Below are 15,954 nucleotides of genomic sequence, written 5' to 3'. Positions count from 1 at the left end.
AAGGATCCGTGTTGCACAAGTATGCTACGCAGAGGAGGATTAATAGAGTTGAATCTAGCCCACAACAAATTATATATCGCTGCACTTGGCGGGGTGAATGAAATAGGGAAGAATATGTATTTCATCCAATACAATCAGGACATCATCGTGATTGACTGTGGTTCGAAGTTTCCGGATGAGACTTTGCCGGGGATTGATTTGATTATCCCGGATGTAACCTATCTGCTGGAGAACCTGGATAAAGTAAGGGCTCTTGTGGTTACCCACGGACACGAAGATCATATTGGTGGCATTCCCTATTTGCTAAAACAAATGAATATTCCTGTATATGCTTCTAGACTTACACGCGGATTGATTGAACTTAAACTGAAAGAGCATGGGCTGCTACGCAAGGCTGATCTGCACACCATTGATGCCAAGTCCAGCATTAAGCTGGGTGAGATCGATGTTTCCTTTTTCGCGACTAGTCATAGTATTCCGGATTGTCTTGGTATTTTCTTTCAGACCCCCGCAGGCAATGTCGTACATACCGGAGATTTCAAATTTGACATGTCTCCCGTTAATGGACCTTTCCCTGATCTGCACCGCATGGCCGAGATTGGCAAGCAGGGTGTCCAACTATTGCTCTCCGAAAGTACCAATGCAGAAAGGCCTGGATTTACACCTTCCGAGCGTATCGTAGGGGACCACATTCTGGATGCCTTTATCCGTGCAAAACAAAAAGTGTTTATCTCCACCTTTGCGTCAAATGTCAGCAGAGTTCAGCAGATTGTTAATGCAACATTCGAAACGGGGCGTAAACTGGCCTTATTGGGCAGAAGTATGGTGAATGTGGTGTCTGTTGCGAGTGAACTGGGCTATTTGCAAGTTCCTGATGGATTATTAATCGATGCAATGGATTCCAATCAGTTTCCACCAGAGCAGGTCGTTGTATTATGTACAGGTAGCCAAGGTGAAGCTATGGCTGCCTTGTCACGCTTGGCAACAGGGAAACATCCCCATGTAAGGGTAGAGGCCGGAGATACAGTTATCATTGCAGCTGGTGCTATTCCGGGCAATGAGCGCAATTTGGCTCATGTGATTGATAACCTGTATGTTCTCGGAGCGCGCGTGATATATGGTTCTAGTGGTGCCGCAGGAATGCATGTCTCTGGACACGGCAGTCAGGAAGAGCTCAAATTGATGTTGACCCTCATGAAGCCTGATTATCTGATTCCGATCCACGGTGAGTTCCGTATGTTGTATCAGCACAGACTGCTTGCCGAGTCCGTAGGTATAGAGCGTGATCATGTCTTTATTGTGAATAACGGAGATATGGTTCAGTACAAAGACGGCGTGGCTTCTCCTGGTCCCAAAATTGCTTCAGGAAACAGTCTCGTGGACGGTCTGATCATGGGTGATGTAGGCAATATTGTACTGCGTGATCGCAGGCAACTGTCATCCGATGGTATGCTGGTGATCGTAACCACATTGAGCAAAACGGAGAAACAAATGGTTGCCTCACCCGAAATCATCTCCAGAGGGTTCGTGTTCGTGAAGGATTCGGAAGAATTCATGCATGAGATCCATGAGTTAGTACTTAGCCGAATGGATGAGTTAATCGGGGCTGGAGTGAATCAGTGGAATGTGATCAAGAAAAAGCTGAAAGACGAGATCGGTCACTACATCTACGCGCAAACGAAACGAAGACCCATGATCTTACCGATCATAATTGAAGTATAAGTCAGCAGGAATAGGGATTATCCTTGCCTGGATAGTCTGGACGAACCTGCATATGGAAGCTTAACAGCCTGATGAATGTCGGATCATACAACTGTATGATTACTACATTACCATCGGGCTTTTGCTGTTCGTACGATTCGAAGTATAATAAAAGGTAAAACAGTTAGGACGTGTCTCAAAACTCGCTGAAGTGCATCTTTTACCGCCTTTTCGCCCCCTGCTGCGTCACTTTCCCTTGACGTGCCCCGGCACGCCTGCGGAAAACTTCCTGGCTTGGAACGAAAATTCGGCAAAATCTGCTTCCTTCGGAGTTTTCAGACACGCCCTATGAATTTAAGAGGAGTCTTTATGAATAAAACGATTTCTGATATCGCTCAGATGGCAGGTGTAGCGAAGAGCACGGTCTCTCGCTTCCTGAATGGCGGATCGGTTAGTGAAGATACACGCCAGAAGATTGAGCGCATTATCAAACAATACAATTATGTTCCCAACACATTTGCACAGAGTCTCAAGGCGAAGAAGACCAGTATTATCGGTACGGTAGTGCCGCGACTGGATTCTTTTGCAACATCTCAGACGCTGATCGGAATTGATGAAGAACTGAGAAGTAATCAATATCAGATGCTGATTGCGAATACGAGCCAGGACATGCAACGCGAGATTGATGCCATATATGATTTTGCAAGACAGAAGGTGTCGGGTATTATTCTCTTGGCTGCTGAAGTGACAGAAGCACATCTGAAAGCAGTGGAGGACATACGTATCCCCGTATTGTTGGTGGGGCAGCAGCATGAGCAACTACATAGTCTGGTTCACAATGATGATCAGGCCGGTTATGAGATGGGCAGATATGTCGTAGGACAAGGCCACCGCAAGATGGTATACATGGGAGTAAGCGAGAAAGATCAGGCGGTGGGCATCCATCGTAAACAAGGGTTCCAGCGTGCAATTGCCGAATGTGGAGAATGTGAAGTGAAGTATTATGAGACAAGCTTCAAGATGTCGGAAGCCATCGTTACCGCTGAAGCCATACTGAAAGAGATCACACCAACGATCATCGTGGGGGCTACGGACAATATCGCATTGGGTGTAATGAAGATTGCGTTCTCCAATAAAATCCGAATACCGCAAGATTTATCCGTTACCGGATTTGGCGGATATGATATTACGGAGATGATTCATCCCACGCTGACGACTGTGAAATATCATTATTTGCAGGCAGGTCAAGTCGCGGCAAATCACATAATTCGTCTGGTCAAAGGCGAGCCGGTGGAGGAACGGACAGTACTTGATGTAGAACTTATTCCTCGAGAAAGCGTTGACAAATTATAAAAACATCCTTTATGATAATTCCATCGAACCGGTTCCAATGCGAATGTAAAATTCGGATAAGCGAAATTGGTCAGGCATTTATGCCATATGGAATTATTTTTTTGCGTCTAATGGAACCGGTTCCTATATTTTGAATGGAGAACAGCTATGAAAATGACTAGAGAGCAACGCTACAGACGAATTGAGCAAGCTGAGCCTGGAGAGATTGCGAAGCTTGAAGCACAGATATCCGAGTGTCCATGGAGACAGGGTTACCACATTCAGCCCATTACGGGTCTGCTTAATGATCCTAACGGCTTTGCATATTATCAGGGCTATTATCATCTGTTCTATCAATGGTTTCCGCTCGGAACAGAACACGGCATGAAATACTGGTACCATACCCGCTCGAAGAATCTGGTGGACTGGGAAAATGTCGGAATTGGAATCGAACCGGGTGACAGATATGACTCGCATGGTGCGTATTCCGGTAGCGCGATTGAAAAAGACGGTAAGCTGCACTTGCTGTATACAGGCAATACCAGGGATGAGGCGTGGGTCAGACATCCATATCAATGCTTGGCAGTGCTGGATGAAAGCGGTTCAGTAAGCAAATTGAATTATCCGGTAATCTCTTCGGTGCCAACGGGATACACGGAACATTTCAGAGATCCGAAAGTGTGGCAGCAGGGGGAGTTGTATTATTGCGTAATCGGAGCCCAGCGAACAGACGAGACGGGATGTACGGTGTTATATCGTTCAACAGATCTGAAGAACTGGGAGTTTCTTGGTGAGATTAGCACCGGGTTAACCAACTTCGGCTATATGTGGGAGTGCCCGGATTATATGGAGCTGGACGGGAAAGGTGTACTTGTCTTTTCTCCACAAGGTCTAGATGCTGCGGGAGATCATTACCAGAACATTTTTCAGTCCGGTTATCTGACCGGTGAACCTCTGAACCTACAGACGAGAGAGTTCAATCATGGTGAGTTTCAGGAGCTGGATCGTGGATTCGACTTCTACGCTCCGCAAACGATGCAGGCTCCGGACGGAAGACGTATTCTGGTTGGTTGGATGGGACTTCCCGATCTGGTGTATCCGACCGATGATAGCGGTTGGGCTCATTGCTTGACCATTCCTCGGCAATTGTCACTGAGAGACGGCAAGTTAATCCAACAACCCGTTGCAGAGATAGTCGAATTGCGTCAGCAGGAGGAAGGAACTCATATTCACGCAACGATTGATAATGAGAGTCGATCCTTCGCTGGTTTCGAGGGGATTGCCTATGAACTGATATGCGAGATAAGTCATGTAGATGCAGAGACTGTCGGTATCGAATTTCGGGCAAATGGAGCTGAGAAAACGGTTCTTCTGTATGATCGGATTCAACAAAAAGTTGTATTGGACCGGACCATGACTGGTGCCAAGCTAGCAGAACAAAATGGTACACTCCGTCAATGCACGCTTACTACAGACAAGATTAAGTTCCATCTGTTCGTGGATTCATCTTCGGTTGAGATCTTTGTGAACGATGGGGAAGAGGTCTTTACCAGCCGGATTTTTCCAAGCCGGGACAGCGTGGATATTCGTTTCTTTGCACACGGAGGCAAAGCTGATTTTGAAGCAACCCAATGGAATTATTAAGTATTACGTGAGAGGAATGAGATAACATGTCGGAGAATCAACGCATTGCCCAGGAAGTCATCCATGCCATCGGGGGCAAAGAGAATATCGCATCTTTTGCACATTGTGCAACTCGTCTTCGCATCATGGTGAAAGATAAAGAGAAGATTGATCAGAAAACGGTCGAGAACATCGAGAAAGTTAAAGGCGCCTTTTTCAACTCGGGTCAATATCAGATTATCTTCGGTACGGGAACAGTGAATCGAATCTTTGAAGAGGTCGAGAAGCTGGGAATCGAAGGATCGTCCAAGGAAGATGTGAAGAGTCAGGGAAAAAAAGAAGGCAACGCTTTTCAACGGGCTATCCGCACGTTTGGTGACGTATTCGTACCCATCATTCCCGTACTGGTAGCTACAGGTTTATTCATGGGATTGCGCGGATTACTTACCCAGAATGAAATTCTGGCGTTGTTCGGTGCAACACCTGATGATATCTCGGCCAACTTCCTGTTGTTCACTCAGATCCTGACGGATACGGCATTTGCATTCCTGCCTGCGCTTGTAGCGTGGTCCGCCTTCCGCGTATTCGGCGGAAGTCCGGTTTTGGGTATCGTATTAGGGTTAATGCTGGTCAATCCGGCACTACCGAATGCTTACGCAGTGGCAGATGGATCAGCAGAACCTCTGCATATGTTCGGCTTCATACCTGTTGTGGGTTATCAGGGATCTGTTCTGCCTGCATTCTTCGTTGGTTTGATTGGAGCCAAGTTCGAGAAGGTTCTGAGAAGACGGGTGCCTGAGGCACTGGATTTGATTCTGACTCCTTTTATTACGTTAACAGTTATGATTACGCTCGGACTCTTCGCCATTGGTCCAGTGTTCCATTCTCTTGAAGAGTGGGTTCTGCAGGGAACAACTGCCGTATTGGATCTTCCTTTCGGAATCGCAGGTATCATCATTGGTTTCTTCCATCAGATTATTGTGGTTACCGGTGTGCATCATATCTTCAATTTCCTGGAGATTCAACTACTGGAAAAGACCGGATTCAATCCGTTCAACGCTATCATTACCTGTGCCATGGCAGCACAAGGAGCGGCTTGTCTCGCAGTCGGTCTGAAGACCAAAAATACGAAGCTCAAAGCACTGGCATTGCCTTCGTCCTTGTCCGCATTTCTGGGAATTACCGAGCCAGCTATCTTTGGTGTTAACTTGCGTTATATGAAACCATTTATTATGGGACTGATTGGTGGTGGTGTAGGTGGTTTCATCGCTTCCTTGTTCCATCTGCAAGGTACAGGCATGGCTGTAACGGTTATTCCGGGAACATTGCTCTATCTGAACAGCCAACTGCCGTTGTTCATCTTGTCCAACGTGGTTGCCATGGCGATTGCATTTGCACTTACCTGGTTCTTCGGGTACAAAGATCAACCAGTTGCAGAGGAATCGGTGAGTCACGCCAATAGTGGAATGTCATCAACTGAAGTTAATAATATGGATTCTAATCCACAAGTCAATTCAACTAGTAATGTCATTACAAGCAATCGTCCTAAGGTAGAACTGCTCGAAATAGCTTCGCCGATGAACGGAACCATCGTTGCTCTGGAGCAGGTTCCTGACCCGGCGTTCTCGGAAAAACACATGGGTGAGGGTATCGCCATTGAGCCATCAGAAGGCAAAGTGTATGCACCGTTTGATGGAGTCATTGCGCATGTGATGAACAAGAGTAAACATGCCGTGATTCTGGAGCATGAAACAGGTGTACAAATGCTGGTTCATATCGGAATTAATACGGTTGGACTGAAAGGTAACGGCTTTACCGCACATGTGAATAGCGGAGATCGTGTAACTGCAGGACAATTGTTGATTGAATTTGACATGGATGTCATTCAGGCAGCTGGTTTGCCATTGATTACACCCGTGTTGATCCCAAGTGGAAATGAAGCGATAGCAACGGTAACAGCAACGTCATCAGGCCATGTTCAAGCCAATGGGGAAGCAGTATTAATCGTTAAATTTACTGAGCCACAATAGTGGCATGTAATAAGGGGAATGGTAGAGATATATCTCTACCGTTTCCCTTTTTTTTGTGTACAGCCGTGTGAAATCAAAGAAACGGTTATCCAATCGATGCCTTATGAAAAACAAACGTCAATCTGAGTCTACAGGCCAGCGTGCCGCTTCAGTCGCTCTGCAATCTGCATTAGATCTTCCGCGGATATCCCTGGCGCAAATTCTTCCGGCAGATCAGGCAGCTCAGGTACCGGCCCTCCATAACCCGGTAAGCCGGCAAAAGCCTCCAGTTTACCGCCATCGGTTGGGTGTGTTCCTTTCCAGATCTGAGCAATTCCCTGATAATCTTTGTCACTAAACGTGTACAGCCTGCGATGTTCTCCCATCGCTTCCCACTTACGTGTGGTTTCAAAAGCTTTGTTATCCAGTCGTGGAATAGGGAACATCTTCGTTACATCCACACCCGTTGCAATTTCCAGTGCCTTGGCATACGCAAGAACGTGCACACCGCCGCGTACAAGAAGATAACCTGTCATTTCTCGAGCTGTCTTGTTGTCGGTCATTTCGTAGACTCTCATTTTGTGAGTCCGGGCTCCACACTCAAGAAAGAAATTATGCAGCAGATCGAAGATCAGATTGCCACTGCTCACGACATATGATCCATTCCAGGGTCTTCCCATGGAGTCATAAGGGAGCGCTGTCTGAGCAGATTCAATAAAATGTGAAGTCATCCGTGCATCCTTACCAACACGCAGTGGCGTGGAGTCTGGAGCACCTGGCGATGTTGAACCTTCAAGCATGAGATTAATCGTATTGGCGACAAGTTCGACATGGCCGAACTCTTCAGCGGTAATACTTGCAACAATGTCATAAAAGGGACGCAGCTTGGATCTGCCTCTGAAATTGAATGACTGAAACATATAGTTGTTCAATGTTGACATTTCCCCGAACTTTCCACCGAGCAGCTCCTGAACTGCACTAGCTCCATTAGGATCCGGATTATTCGATATGGGTAGTTCGATGGCAAGACGGTCTACACGTTTAAACATGATATTTCCCCCTCAGTCCTAGTTAGTGTAAAGGTATGAAGGGCCACTTGTACGTTATGCTTCGATAATGTATGAAACAAAAACGTTCTGCCAGAGCTTTAAGCTCTGAGCAGAACGTTAGATGAGTTCTTATTTGGAAGCTACACCAACAACGCTGGTTCCATTTTTCGTGATTTTGTACGTTAGCACATCTCCGTTCCAGAAATGGAACTTAAGCGTGACTTCGCCATCATTGGTTTCATTGAAGAAGTTAGGTTTCAGCTCAATCACATTACGTTCGTAATCTGGGCTGAATGTGTAGGAGAATTCTTTGAACGAAGTCCAGTTCTGTGGACCTGCGTTTTCTCCGTTTGCATATGTTGCTTCCATCGTTGCTAGTTGGTTACCGTTAAACGTAGTCGGAATGGCAAATGCACTGGTTGTACCCGTTGCATCGTTCAACTTAGGTGTGTCATATTTAATAATATTGAAGTTCCAGTCAGCACCTTGGTTGAATCCAGCTGTGAGTGTAGCATTTACGCCCAAATCACCAGAGGCTGTCAATTTGGTTAACAGATTGGATTTTAACGTAAGTACATCTTTTTTGATCGTATAGTCTTTACCTCTTACAAGAGGGGTAGTGCCATTCTTCAAAGAATTGAATTTGTTCCCATTCAGATTGAGCTTTACCTTCTTATCTTGAATGGCTTCATTTTGTTTAAGATATACGAGGTCCGTTTCGGCTGTGGATGAGCGACCTGTCCAGCTGGCTTTCATGGTATCAAAAAGTTCCTGATCAGACCAAGTAAAACTTGTGCGACCGAAGTGTTGTCCGTTGTCCCATAACATCGTTGTCATCTGTTTTTGACGCAGATATTGTCCAACAAATTCGAAGAATTTCAGCTTTTCCCCTTGTTCAATGACACCTGTGTGCTGGTCAAAACCAAGCAAGCCATACTCACCGACGATAACCGGAATGCCTTTGGCTGTGAAGGCATTGTATACCCGATCGAATGTATCGGTAACGTCCTTCTGTACTTCATCGTTATACTTGGTGTAACCTGCAATGTTCACACTGAATGGCCAGAACCCGTAGTAGTGAACGGTTGCAATAATATTGGTGTCATTCAATTTTTGAATGGTCTTATTCAGTTCATCCAGATCAGGTTGAGCGGAAGAGGTATGCATCGTCGGAAGCACGAGTGGACGTGTCTCGTTGTTTCCACCCGAAGTTCTTACGATCTTGTGAAAAGAAGTATTCAACTCGTCCAGCATACGGTATCCAATAGCCGCATCCGTTGTGCCGCCTTCAGAGAAGCGGGGTTCGTTAACACTTTCGAACATGAGCTTATCGGATGCATCCTTGAACTTGTCCGCGATCTGAGTCCAAGCAGAGTTGTAACGTGCCAGCACGTTGTCATGGTCTTTCTCCATGTAACTGATCCAGCGCCAGGAATCATGGTGAAGATTGATCATGACGTAGAGATCCGCATCAAGCGCCCAGTTTACTACTTCCTGAACCCGGTTCATGTAAGCGGAATCAATTGTGTAGTCGGGTGCGTCACCGATGTGGGCTTCCCAGGTCACAGGGATACGGATACTGTTGTAGCCCTCATCTGCGATCGATTGAATCAGTTCCTTCGTAATGCGTGGGTTGCCCCAGGCAGTCTCATCTTCACCAACGGCGTCCAGAGAGTTACCCAGATTCCAGCCAGGCTCCATGGCGTTTACATAGGTCTGCATTTTGCTTGGTGCAGCTGGTGCATCAGCCCGTTCGCTGTTGTCAGTCGCAGCGGAAGCCATAGCCGAGGAGAACAGAGATAGAATCATGGCAGTCACAAGCGTAAGAGAAAGGACTGATTTACGGTTTTTTTTCATCAATATAGTCTCCTTCAAATATAAAATGGTTGAACTTGAATAGCGGTTAAGCAGGGTGAAAATAGAGCTCAACGCAAATAAAAACTCACTTGTTTAATACTGAAATCACCACCGATTTATGTACTGAAAGCGTTTTCGTAATTTACTATATCATGATTTGATATTGGACAATACCTGCACAATTGGAATAAAAACCATATGAAAATCAGTGATTTTGTCATATGAATAGATTGTGTAGTGAGCGTTTATTTCATTGGAAATGAAAATCATTTGGTTGCTTTTTAATGATAATTAGATTTAAATACCCTGGGAGGGATGTAATATGAAGCTGGACGCACATCAACATTTCTGGGAATACAATGTCGCCGAGTACGGATGGATTGGAGAAGAGATGAAAGCCATTCGTCAATCATTTCTTCCGGAAGATCTTGAACCTTTATTGGTCCAATCAGGAATGGATGGATGTATTGCGGTACAAGCCAGACAATCACTGACAGAAACCGAGTGGCTTCTGCAGCTGGCACATCGGCATGAATGTATCAAAGGTGTTGTCGGGTGGGTGGATCTTTGTTCGGATGAAGTTCGGAATCAACTTGAACTGTTCGCGTTCAATCCGTATATGAAGGGCGTACGTCATGTCATACAGGATGAACCTGATCTGAAGTATGTATTAAGAGAAGACTTTCAGCGGGGGATTTCCTTACTTAAAGAGTATGATTTGGCCTATGATCTGTTAGTATCCAAGGAGCAACTGCCTTATGCCGTTGAACTGGTTAAGGCGTTCCCTGAACAGCGATTTGTACTTGATCATCTAGCCAAACCCGACATAAAATCAGGTATACTCACACCCTGGAAAGAAGCACTTGAGTCATTGGCCGCACAACCGAATGCGTACTGTAAACTTTCAGGGATTGTGACGGAAGCAGACTGGGCAAATTGGACTCCAAAGGATTTTACACCCTATCTGAATATCGCCATAGAAGCCTTTGGTGCGGAACGGTTAATGTTCGGGTCCGACTGGCCCGTGAGCAACGTTTCAGCAAATTATGCCGATGTATACGGTCTCATTAACTCTCACATTGATTCCCTACCTATATCAGATCAACAGATGATTTTTGGCGGTACATGCGCTGCGTTCTATCAAATATCGTAGTGGGCAATCCATAGCTAAACCGGTTTTAAGAAGTTGACAACTGTTCTGATTCTTGCTAAAGTTTTATGCAATCCGCATAATCATGATCTGGGAATGTTACCGATATGGGCATAACCTGAGCTGGCTTGTTTACACAATTTCGTGTATCCAGGCTGGTTCGGGTTTTTTCTATTTAAGTTGAACAAACGATTTTACACGAGACGACTGCGCGGCCAGAACAATCTTCCAATCGCTGTTATCCCCAGATTTTTTGATCCCCTTTTTAAAGGGGAAATCCGGTGATAAATGCGAACGCTTCGCTTCTCCAGATTTTTTCTGTCCTCTCCGTTTATGTGTAATTGTCTGTAGTTCAACTTAAATATTATGTCTTTTTAATGTTTCTAACGATTTGAGTGGATAGCTGAATTACATATTTGGAAGGAGAATGATGATGACGAATTTTAAATTTCCTAAAGATTTTCTGTGGGGTGGAGCGATTGCTGCCAATCAGGCGGAGGGCGCGTATCTCGAAGATGGCAAAGGGCTGAGTATCGTTGACTTGCTTCCGACAGGAGAGAACCGCAGAAGTATTATGAAAGGTAATGTTCCGGCCTTTACGCCGCTCGCTACCGAGTTCTATCCTTCACATGAAGCGATTGACTTCTATCACCGTTACCCCGAAGACATTGCTCTATTTGCAGAAATGGGATTCAAAGCACTGCGTGTCTCCATTGCCTGGGCACGGATTTTCCCGACAGGAGAAGATTCACAGCCGAATGAAGCTGGATTACAATTTTACGATAACCTGTTTGATGAATTGTTGAAAAACGGCATTGAACCTGTAGTTACATTGGCTCACTTTGATGTGCCTGTGCACCTGATCGAGAAGTACGGCAGCTGGAGAAGTCGTGAACTGGTAACGCTATTCGAGACGTACGCTACAACGGTATTCACTCGGTACAAAGACAAGGTGAAATACTGGATGACATTCAATGAGATCAACATGTTGCTACATCTTCCTTTCCTTGGGGCAGGGCTGGCGTTCAATGAAGGGGATAATATCAAGGAGATCCAATATCAGGCTGCTCACCACCAACTGGTTGCAAGTGCACTGGCAGTCAAGGCATGTCATGAGATTATCCCAGGTGCCATGATTGGGTGCATGCTCGCCGCAGGAAGCTTCTATCCGTATACCTGTAATCCGGAAGATGTGTTCCAAGGCATGGAAAAAGATAGAGAGTCCTATTTCTTCATCGATGTGCAGTCACGTGGGGAATATCCTGGTTACGCCAAACGTTTCTTCAAGGACCACGAATTGAACATCGTTATGCAGCCGGAAGATGCAGAAATCTTGAAGAATCATACGGTAGATTATATCGGTTTCAGCTACTATTCAAGTCGTACAACCAGTACCGATCCGGAAGTTATCAAAAATATGACCAGCGGTAATGTATTTGGCTCGGTAGCCAATCCATATCTGGCGAAGTCTGAATGGGGTTGGACGATTGATCCCAAAGGATTCCGTATTACCGCCAATCAACTGCATGACCGTTATCAGAAGCCACTGTTTGTCGTTGAAAATGGATTTGGTGCCAATGACGTGGTTACCCCGGAAGGTGAAGTGGATGATGCGTACCGGATTGATTACTTGAAACGGCATGTAGCCGAAATGGGTGAGGCCATTCAGGACGGTGTGAACATCATTGGTTACACCAGCTGGGGACCTATTGATATTGTGAGTGCTTCCTCGGGTGAGATGCGAAAACGCTATGGCTACATTTATGTGGATCGTAATAATGAAGGTCATGGTGAACTGACACGATTGAAGAAGAAGAGTTTTGAGTGGTACAAAAATGTGATCGAATCCAACGGAACCAATCTGGGCGACGCGTAGTCCTCAAGGTAAAATGGATTAGTTCTAATTATAAGCAATCGGAAGAACCATGAATTCACGGAACTTCCGATTGTCCACACATTGAAAGCGTTGACATATAGTCAGGTTCGCGCTATACTTGACGCAATTATATCGTTTCTGGGATTGTTACTACACGACGTAGGCAAAACCTAAGCACCAAAAAAACAGACCACCATGTCTTGTTTATTTTGTGATGCTTCAGGTTTTTTTTGTATGCCCAAAAGACGATGTATAACTGCCAAGAGAGTGGAACGTGACGGGGGGATTGAAGTGAAAATAGCAAAGGTTATCAATAATAACGTCATTAGCATCTATCAAGCGGATGGAGCAGAGCTTGTGGTGATGGGACGTGGGATTGCCTTTAAGAAAAAGCCGGGGGATAAAGTAGACGAGACCCGCATCCAGAAAGTATTTGCACTGAAAAATAAACAAACATCCGATAATTTCAAAATGCTGCTACGCGAAGTTCCGATGGAACTGATTGAAATTGTGGAAGAGATCATCACGTATGCACGTGAGAATCTGGGCCGAAAATTAAATGAGAACATCTATGTATCTCTTACGGACCATATTAACTTCGCGATTGAACGCTATCGGAAAGGTGTGGAGATCAAGAACGCATTAATGTGGGAGATCAAGCAGTTGTACAAGCCCGAATTCGCACTGGGCCTGAAGACGCTGGAACAGATCAACACCCGCATGAATATTGAGCTTCCACCAGATGAAGCTGCTTATATTGCCCTGCATATTGTCAACGCAGAGATGAACGAAGAAGTCATTACGACGATGAATATTACGAAGTTTATCCAGCAGATTATTAATATAGCGAAGTATCATTTTAAAATGGAATTTGATGAGGAATCCCTCAGTTATTTTCGCTTTATCACACATCTGAAGTTTTTCTCCCAGCGAGTGCTCAGTGGAACTCACTATGACAACAACTATGATCATTTCTATGACATGATTAAGGAGAAGCACCCGGATGCCGCAGCGTGTACGGAGAAGATTGAACTGTTTGTCAAAAAGGAATACAATCACGAGCTGACTAATGAAGAAAAGTTGTATCTAACCGTTCATATCGAAAGAGTTGTCAATCGATAATAATTAAATGTTGACAAAAATGGTTTATTTATATTAATATGTGATTAACAGGAATTGAATACGATTTAACTGGGATTGTTACTGGTTACGCAGGCAAAACCTAAGTCATGAGAAGGTCAGGACCGTTGTGTCCCCTCACTCAAGGCTTAGGTTTTTTGCGTGCAAAAAAATCGGTAAAGGGCCTGTTTGAGAAAAAGTGGGGGTGCAGATTATGAGTCAAGAGAAACTGGCCAAAGAGATTGTAGAACTGGTTGGCGGTGAGAAAAATGTGGAATCGCTGGTTCATTGTGCAACACGGTTACGGTTCGTATTGAAGGACGATGCGAAGGCAGATAAAGCCAAATTGGAGAAAACAGAAGGTGTTATCGCAGTCAAAGAAAATGGGGGACAGTTCCAGGTTGTTGTTGGTAACAAGGTGCCTGAGGTCTATAGTGCCATTGGGCAGATCAGTAACATTCTGGACGATTCGTCAGAGAAAGAAAAACCTCGCAAAGCATCCAAAGGATTTGGGGGCATTATTGATATCATATCCAGCATATTTGCACCGCTACTTGGTGTTATGGCGGGAGCCGGTATTCTTAAAGGGTTATTGTTGATTGCAAGCAATATCGGATGGCTGGAAACGACAGAAACAACGTATAAAATCCTGTATGCAGCAGCGGATAGTCTCTTTTACTTCCTGCCGCTGTTGTTAGCGGTTACAACAGCCCGCAAATTCCAGGGAAATATGTTTGTAGCGATGACGATTGCGGGGGCGTTAATCTATCCATCCATCATTACGCTAAAAGCAGAGGGAACACCCACGGATTTCTTCGGTATTCCTGTAATCCTGATGAACTATTCGTCTACGGTTATTCCGATCATTTTAGCTGTAATCGTAATGAGTAAATTGGAAAAAATCTTCAACAAGGCTCTACACGATAGTGTGAAAAACTTTGTTACACCGTTGTTCCTGCTAGTGATCATGGTACCTCTGACACTGCTTGTATTCGGACCATTCGGCGTATACGTTGGTAATGGAATTGCAGCTGGTCTCGTTGCTGCTTTTGGATTCAGTCCATTGCTCGCAGGGGCGGTGATGGGTGCAAGCTGGCAGTTGCTCGTTATCTTCGGAGTACACTGGGGTCTGATTCCTGTATTTATCAACAACGTTGCAGTGTATGGACAGGACGGGGTTAAACCAGCTGCAACGGCTTCGATCTTTGCCCAAACGGGTGCAGCTTTTGGGGTTATGCTAAAAACAAAGAACAAAAAACTGAAAACATTGGCGGGATCATCCACATTGACAGCATTGTTCGGTATCACTGAACCGGCCATCTATGGGGTAACATTACCACTGAAACGTCCATTCATCGCAGGAGTTATCGGCGGTGCAGCTGGTGGAGCTATTATTGGACAAGCGGGCACATTGGCATTCGCATCTGGCGCACCGGGGTTGCTGACCTTGCCGATCTTCTACGGACCAGGTGGACAAGGCTTCCCTGGATTGATTCTGGGTATCGTAGTATCGTTCGTCGTTTCTGCTGTACTGACGTACATCATGGGCTTCAAAGATCCGGTCGAAGAAGAAACAAAAACCGAACCTACTGCATCCAACGAGCAACCTGTTCGTGTAACGAATGCTTCGGACGAAGTTGTATTTAGCCCAATCCAAGGAACAATTGTGGAATTGTCGGAAGTTCCAGACCCGGCGTTTGCATCCGGAGCGATGGGTAAAGGGATTGCGATTGAGCCAGCAGTGGGCAGAGTGGTAGCGCCTTTTGACGGTACAGTTACGGTTGCATTCAAAAAGAAACATGCCTTGGCTGTTGTATCAGACACGGGTGCTGAGATATTGGTTCACGTTGGCGTAGATACGGTCAAGCTGGACGGGCAGCATTTTGTCTCCCATATCAAAGAAGGCGATCGGGTTCAAGCGGGGGATCTGTTGCTAGAATTCGATATTGCACAGATTAAGGCCGCTGGTTATCATACGGTAACGCCTATTATTGTAACCAATTCAGCCAACTACGAAGAAGTGATTCCGCAGGCTACAGGGAAAGTTAATAGCCAAGAGCTTCTATTGAAATTAAATAGTGGAAATGGTCAGGAACAAAAGTAGATTGACGTACTAATCCGATGCTGTCGTGTTTTCATCGTTCCGTTGACATGGTGGAATTGGAAAATTATAATTAAGATTGTGCATCTATAATGATAATGAAAGGTGGATTATTGAACATGACACATGCGATGAGA

At 45.2% G+C, this 15,954-nt stretch carries 10 protein-coding genes; 8 read left to right on the top strand and 2 right to left on the bottom strand.

What is annotated here, in order from left to right; genetic code table 11:
- Positions 1-48: 48 nt before the first annotated feature.
- The 4 genes from FS628_RS01270 (at position 49) to FS628_RS01255 (ending at position 6,686) form a co-directional block, all read left to right on the top strand.
- Positions 49-1,722, top strand: a complete 1,674-nt coding sequence (locus FS628_RS01270; protein WP_145317885.1) for a ribonuclease J — start codon at positions 49-51, stop codon at positions 1,720-1,722.
- Between the two features lie 348 nt (positions 1,723-2,070).
- On the top strand, positions 2,071-3,054 hold the full coding sequence (locus FS628_RS01265) for a LacI family DNA-binding transcriptional regulator (protein WP_145317881.1): 984 nt from the start codon (positions 2,071-2,073) through the stop codon (positions 3,052-3,054).
- A gap of 147 nt (positions 3,055-3,201) precedes the next feature.
- Positions 3,202-4,677, top strand: a complete 1,476-nt coding sequence (locus tag FS628_RS01260; RefSeq protein WP_145317878.1) for a glycoside hydrolase family 32 protein — start codon at positions 3,202-3,204, stop codon at positions 4,675-4,677.
- A gap of 26 nt (positions 4,678-4,703) precedes the next feature.
- Positions 4,704-6,686, top strand: coding sequence for a sucrose-specific PTS transporter subunit IIBC (locus tag FS628_RS01255; protein WP_145317875.1), 1,983 nt, complete (start codon positions 4,704-4,706; stop codon positions 6,684-6,686).
- A gap of 128 nt (positions 6,687-6,814) precedes the next feature.
- Here the strand turns inward: FS628_RS01255 and FS628_RS01250 are convergent, their stop codons facing one another.
- Together FS628_RS01250 and FS628_RS01245 are read right to left on the bottom strand one after the other, a co-directional pair.
- Positions 6,815-7,714 (bottom strand): manganese catalase family protein, encoded by a 900-nt coding sequence (locus FS628_RS01250; RefSeq protein ID WP_076214846.1) that lies wholly within the window; start codon positions 7,712-7,714, stop codon positions 6,815-6,817.
- A gap of 129 nt (positions 7,715-7,843) precedes the next feature.
- On the bottom strand, positions 7,844-9,574 hold the full coding sequence (locus FS628_RS01245; protein WP_145317872.1) for a cellulase family glycosylhydrolase: 1,731 nt from the start codon (positions 9,572-9,574) through the stop codon (positions 7,844-7,846).
- A gap of 319 nt (positions 9,575-9,893) precedes the next feature.
- Between FS628_RS01245 and FS628_RS01240 the strand changes: the two genes are divergently transcribed.
- From FS628_RS01240 to FS628_RS01225, 4 genes are all read left to right on the top strand, one after another.
- Complete coding sequence (locus tag FS628_RS01240) at positions 9,894-10,724, top strand: amidohydrolase family protein (RefSeq protein WP_145317869.1); 831 nt, start codon at positions 9,894-9,896, stop codon at positions 10,722-10,724.
- A 430-nt stretch (positions 10,725-11,154) separates the two neighbouring features.
- The gene (locus tag FS628_RS01235) at positions 11,155-12,597 is read left to right on the top strand and encodes a 6-phospho-beta-glucosidase (RefSeq protein WP_145317866.1); all 1,443 of its coding nucleotides are present in this window, start codon (positions 11,155-11,157) and stop codon (positions 12,595-12,597) included.
- Positions 12,598-12,888: 291 nt separating this feature from the next.
- On the top strand, positions 12,889-13,719 hold the full coding sequence (gene licT / locus FS628_RS01230; protein ID WP_145317863.1) for a BglG family transcription antiterminator LicT: 831 nt from the start codon (positions 12,889-12,891) through the stop codon (positions 13,717-13,719).
- Between the two features lie 211 nt (positions 13,720-13,930).
- Positions 13,931-15,820: a beta-glucoside-specific PTS transporter subunit IIABC gene (locus FS628_RS01225; protein WP_145317859.1), complete on the top strand. Its 1,890-nt coding sequence runs from the start codon at positions 13,931-13,933 to the stop codon at positions 15,818-15,820.
- Positions 15,821-15,954: the final 134 nt, after the last annotated feature.

Source organism: Paenibacillus xylanexedens (assembly GCF_007676705.1).
Classification (GTDB): Bacteria; Bacillota; Bacilli; order Paenibacillales; family Paenibacillaceae; genus Paenibacillus; species Paenibacillus xylanexedens_C.
Note: the sequence above shows the minus strand (reverse complement) of the source record. Positions and strands in the feature narration are given on the sequence as shown.

Bases quoted from the DNA above. Each gene is read 5' to 3' on its own strand.
- FS628_RS01250 (WP_076214846.1), bottom strand. From the start codon at position 7,714: ATGTTTAAACGTGTAGACCGTCTTGCCATCGAACTACCCATATCGAAT.
- FS628_RS01265 (WP_145317881.1), top strand. From the start codon at position 2,071: ATGAATAAAACGATTTCTGATATCGCTCAGATGGCAGGTGTAGCGAAG.
- FS628_RS01225 (WP_145317859.1), top strand. From the start codon at position 13,931: ATGAGTCAAGAGAAACTGGCCAAAGAGATTGTAGAACTGGTTGGCGGT.
- FS628_RS01260 (WP_145317878.1), top strand. From the start codon at position 3,202: ATGAAAATGACTAGAGAGCAACGCTACAGACGAATTGAGCAAGCTGAG.
- FS628_RS01255 (WP_145317875.1), top strand. From the start codon at position 4,704: ATGTCGGAGAATCAACGCATTGCCCAGGAAGTCATCCATGCCATCGGG.
- FS628_RS01240 (WP_145317869.1), top strand. From the start codon at position 9,894: ATGAAGCTGGACGCACATCAACATTTCTGGGAATACAATGTCGCCGAG.
- FS628_RS01235 (WP_145317866.1), top strand. From the start codon at position 11,155: ATGACGAATTTTAAATTTCCTAAAGATTTTCTGTGGGGTGGAGCGATT.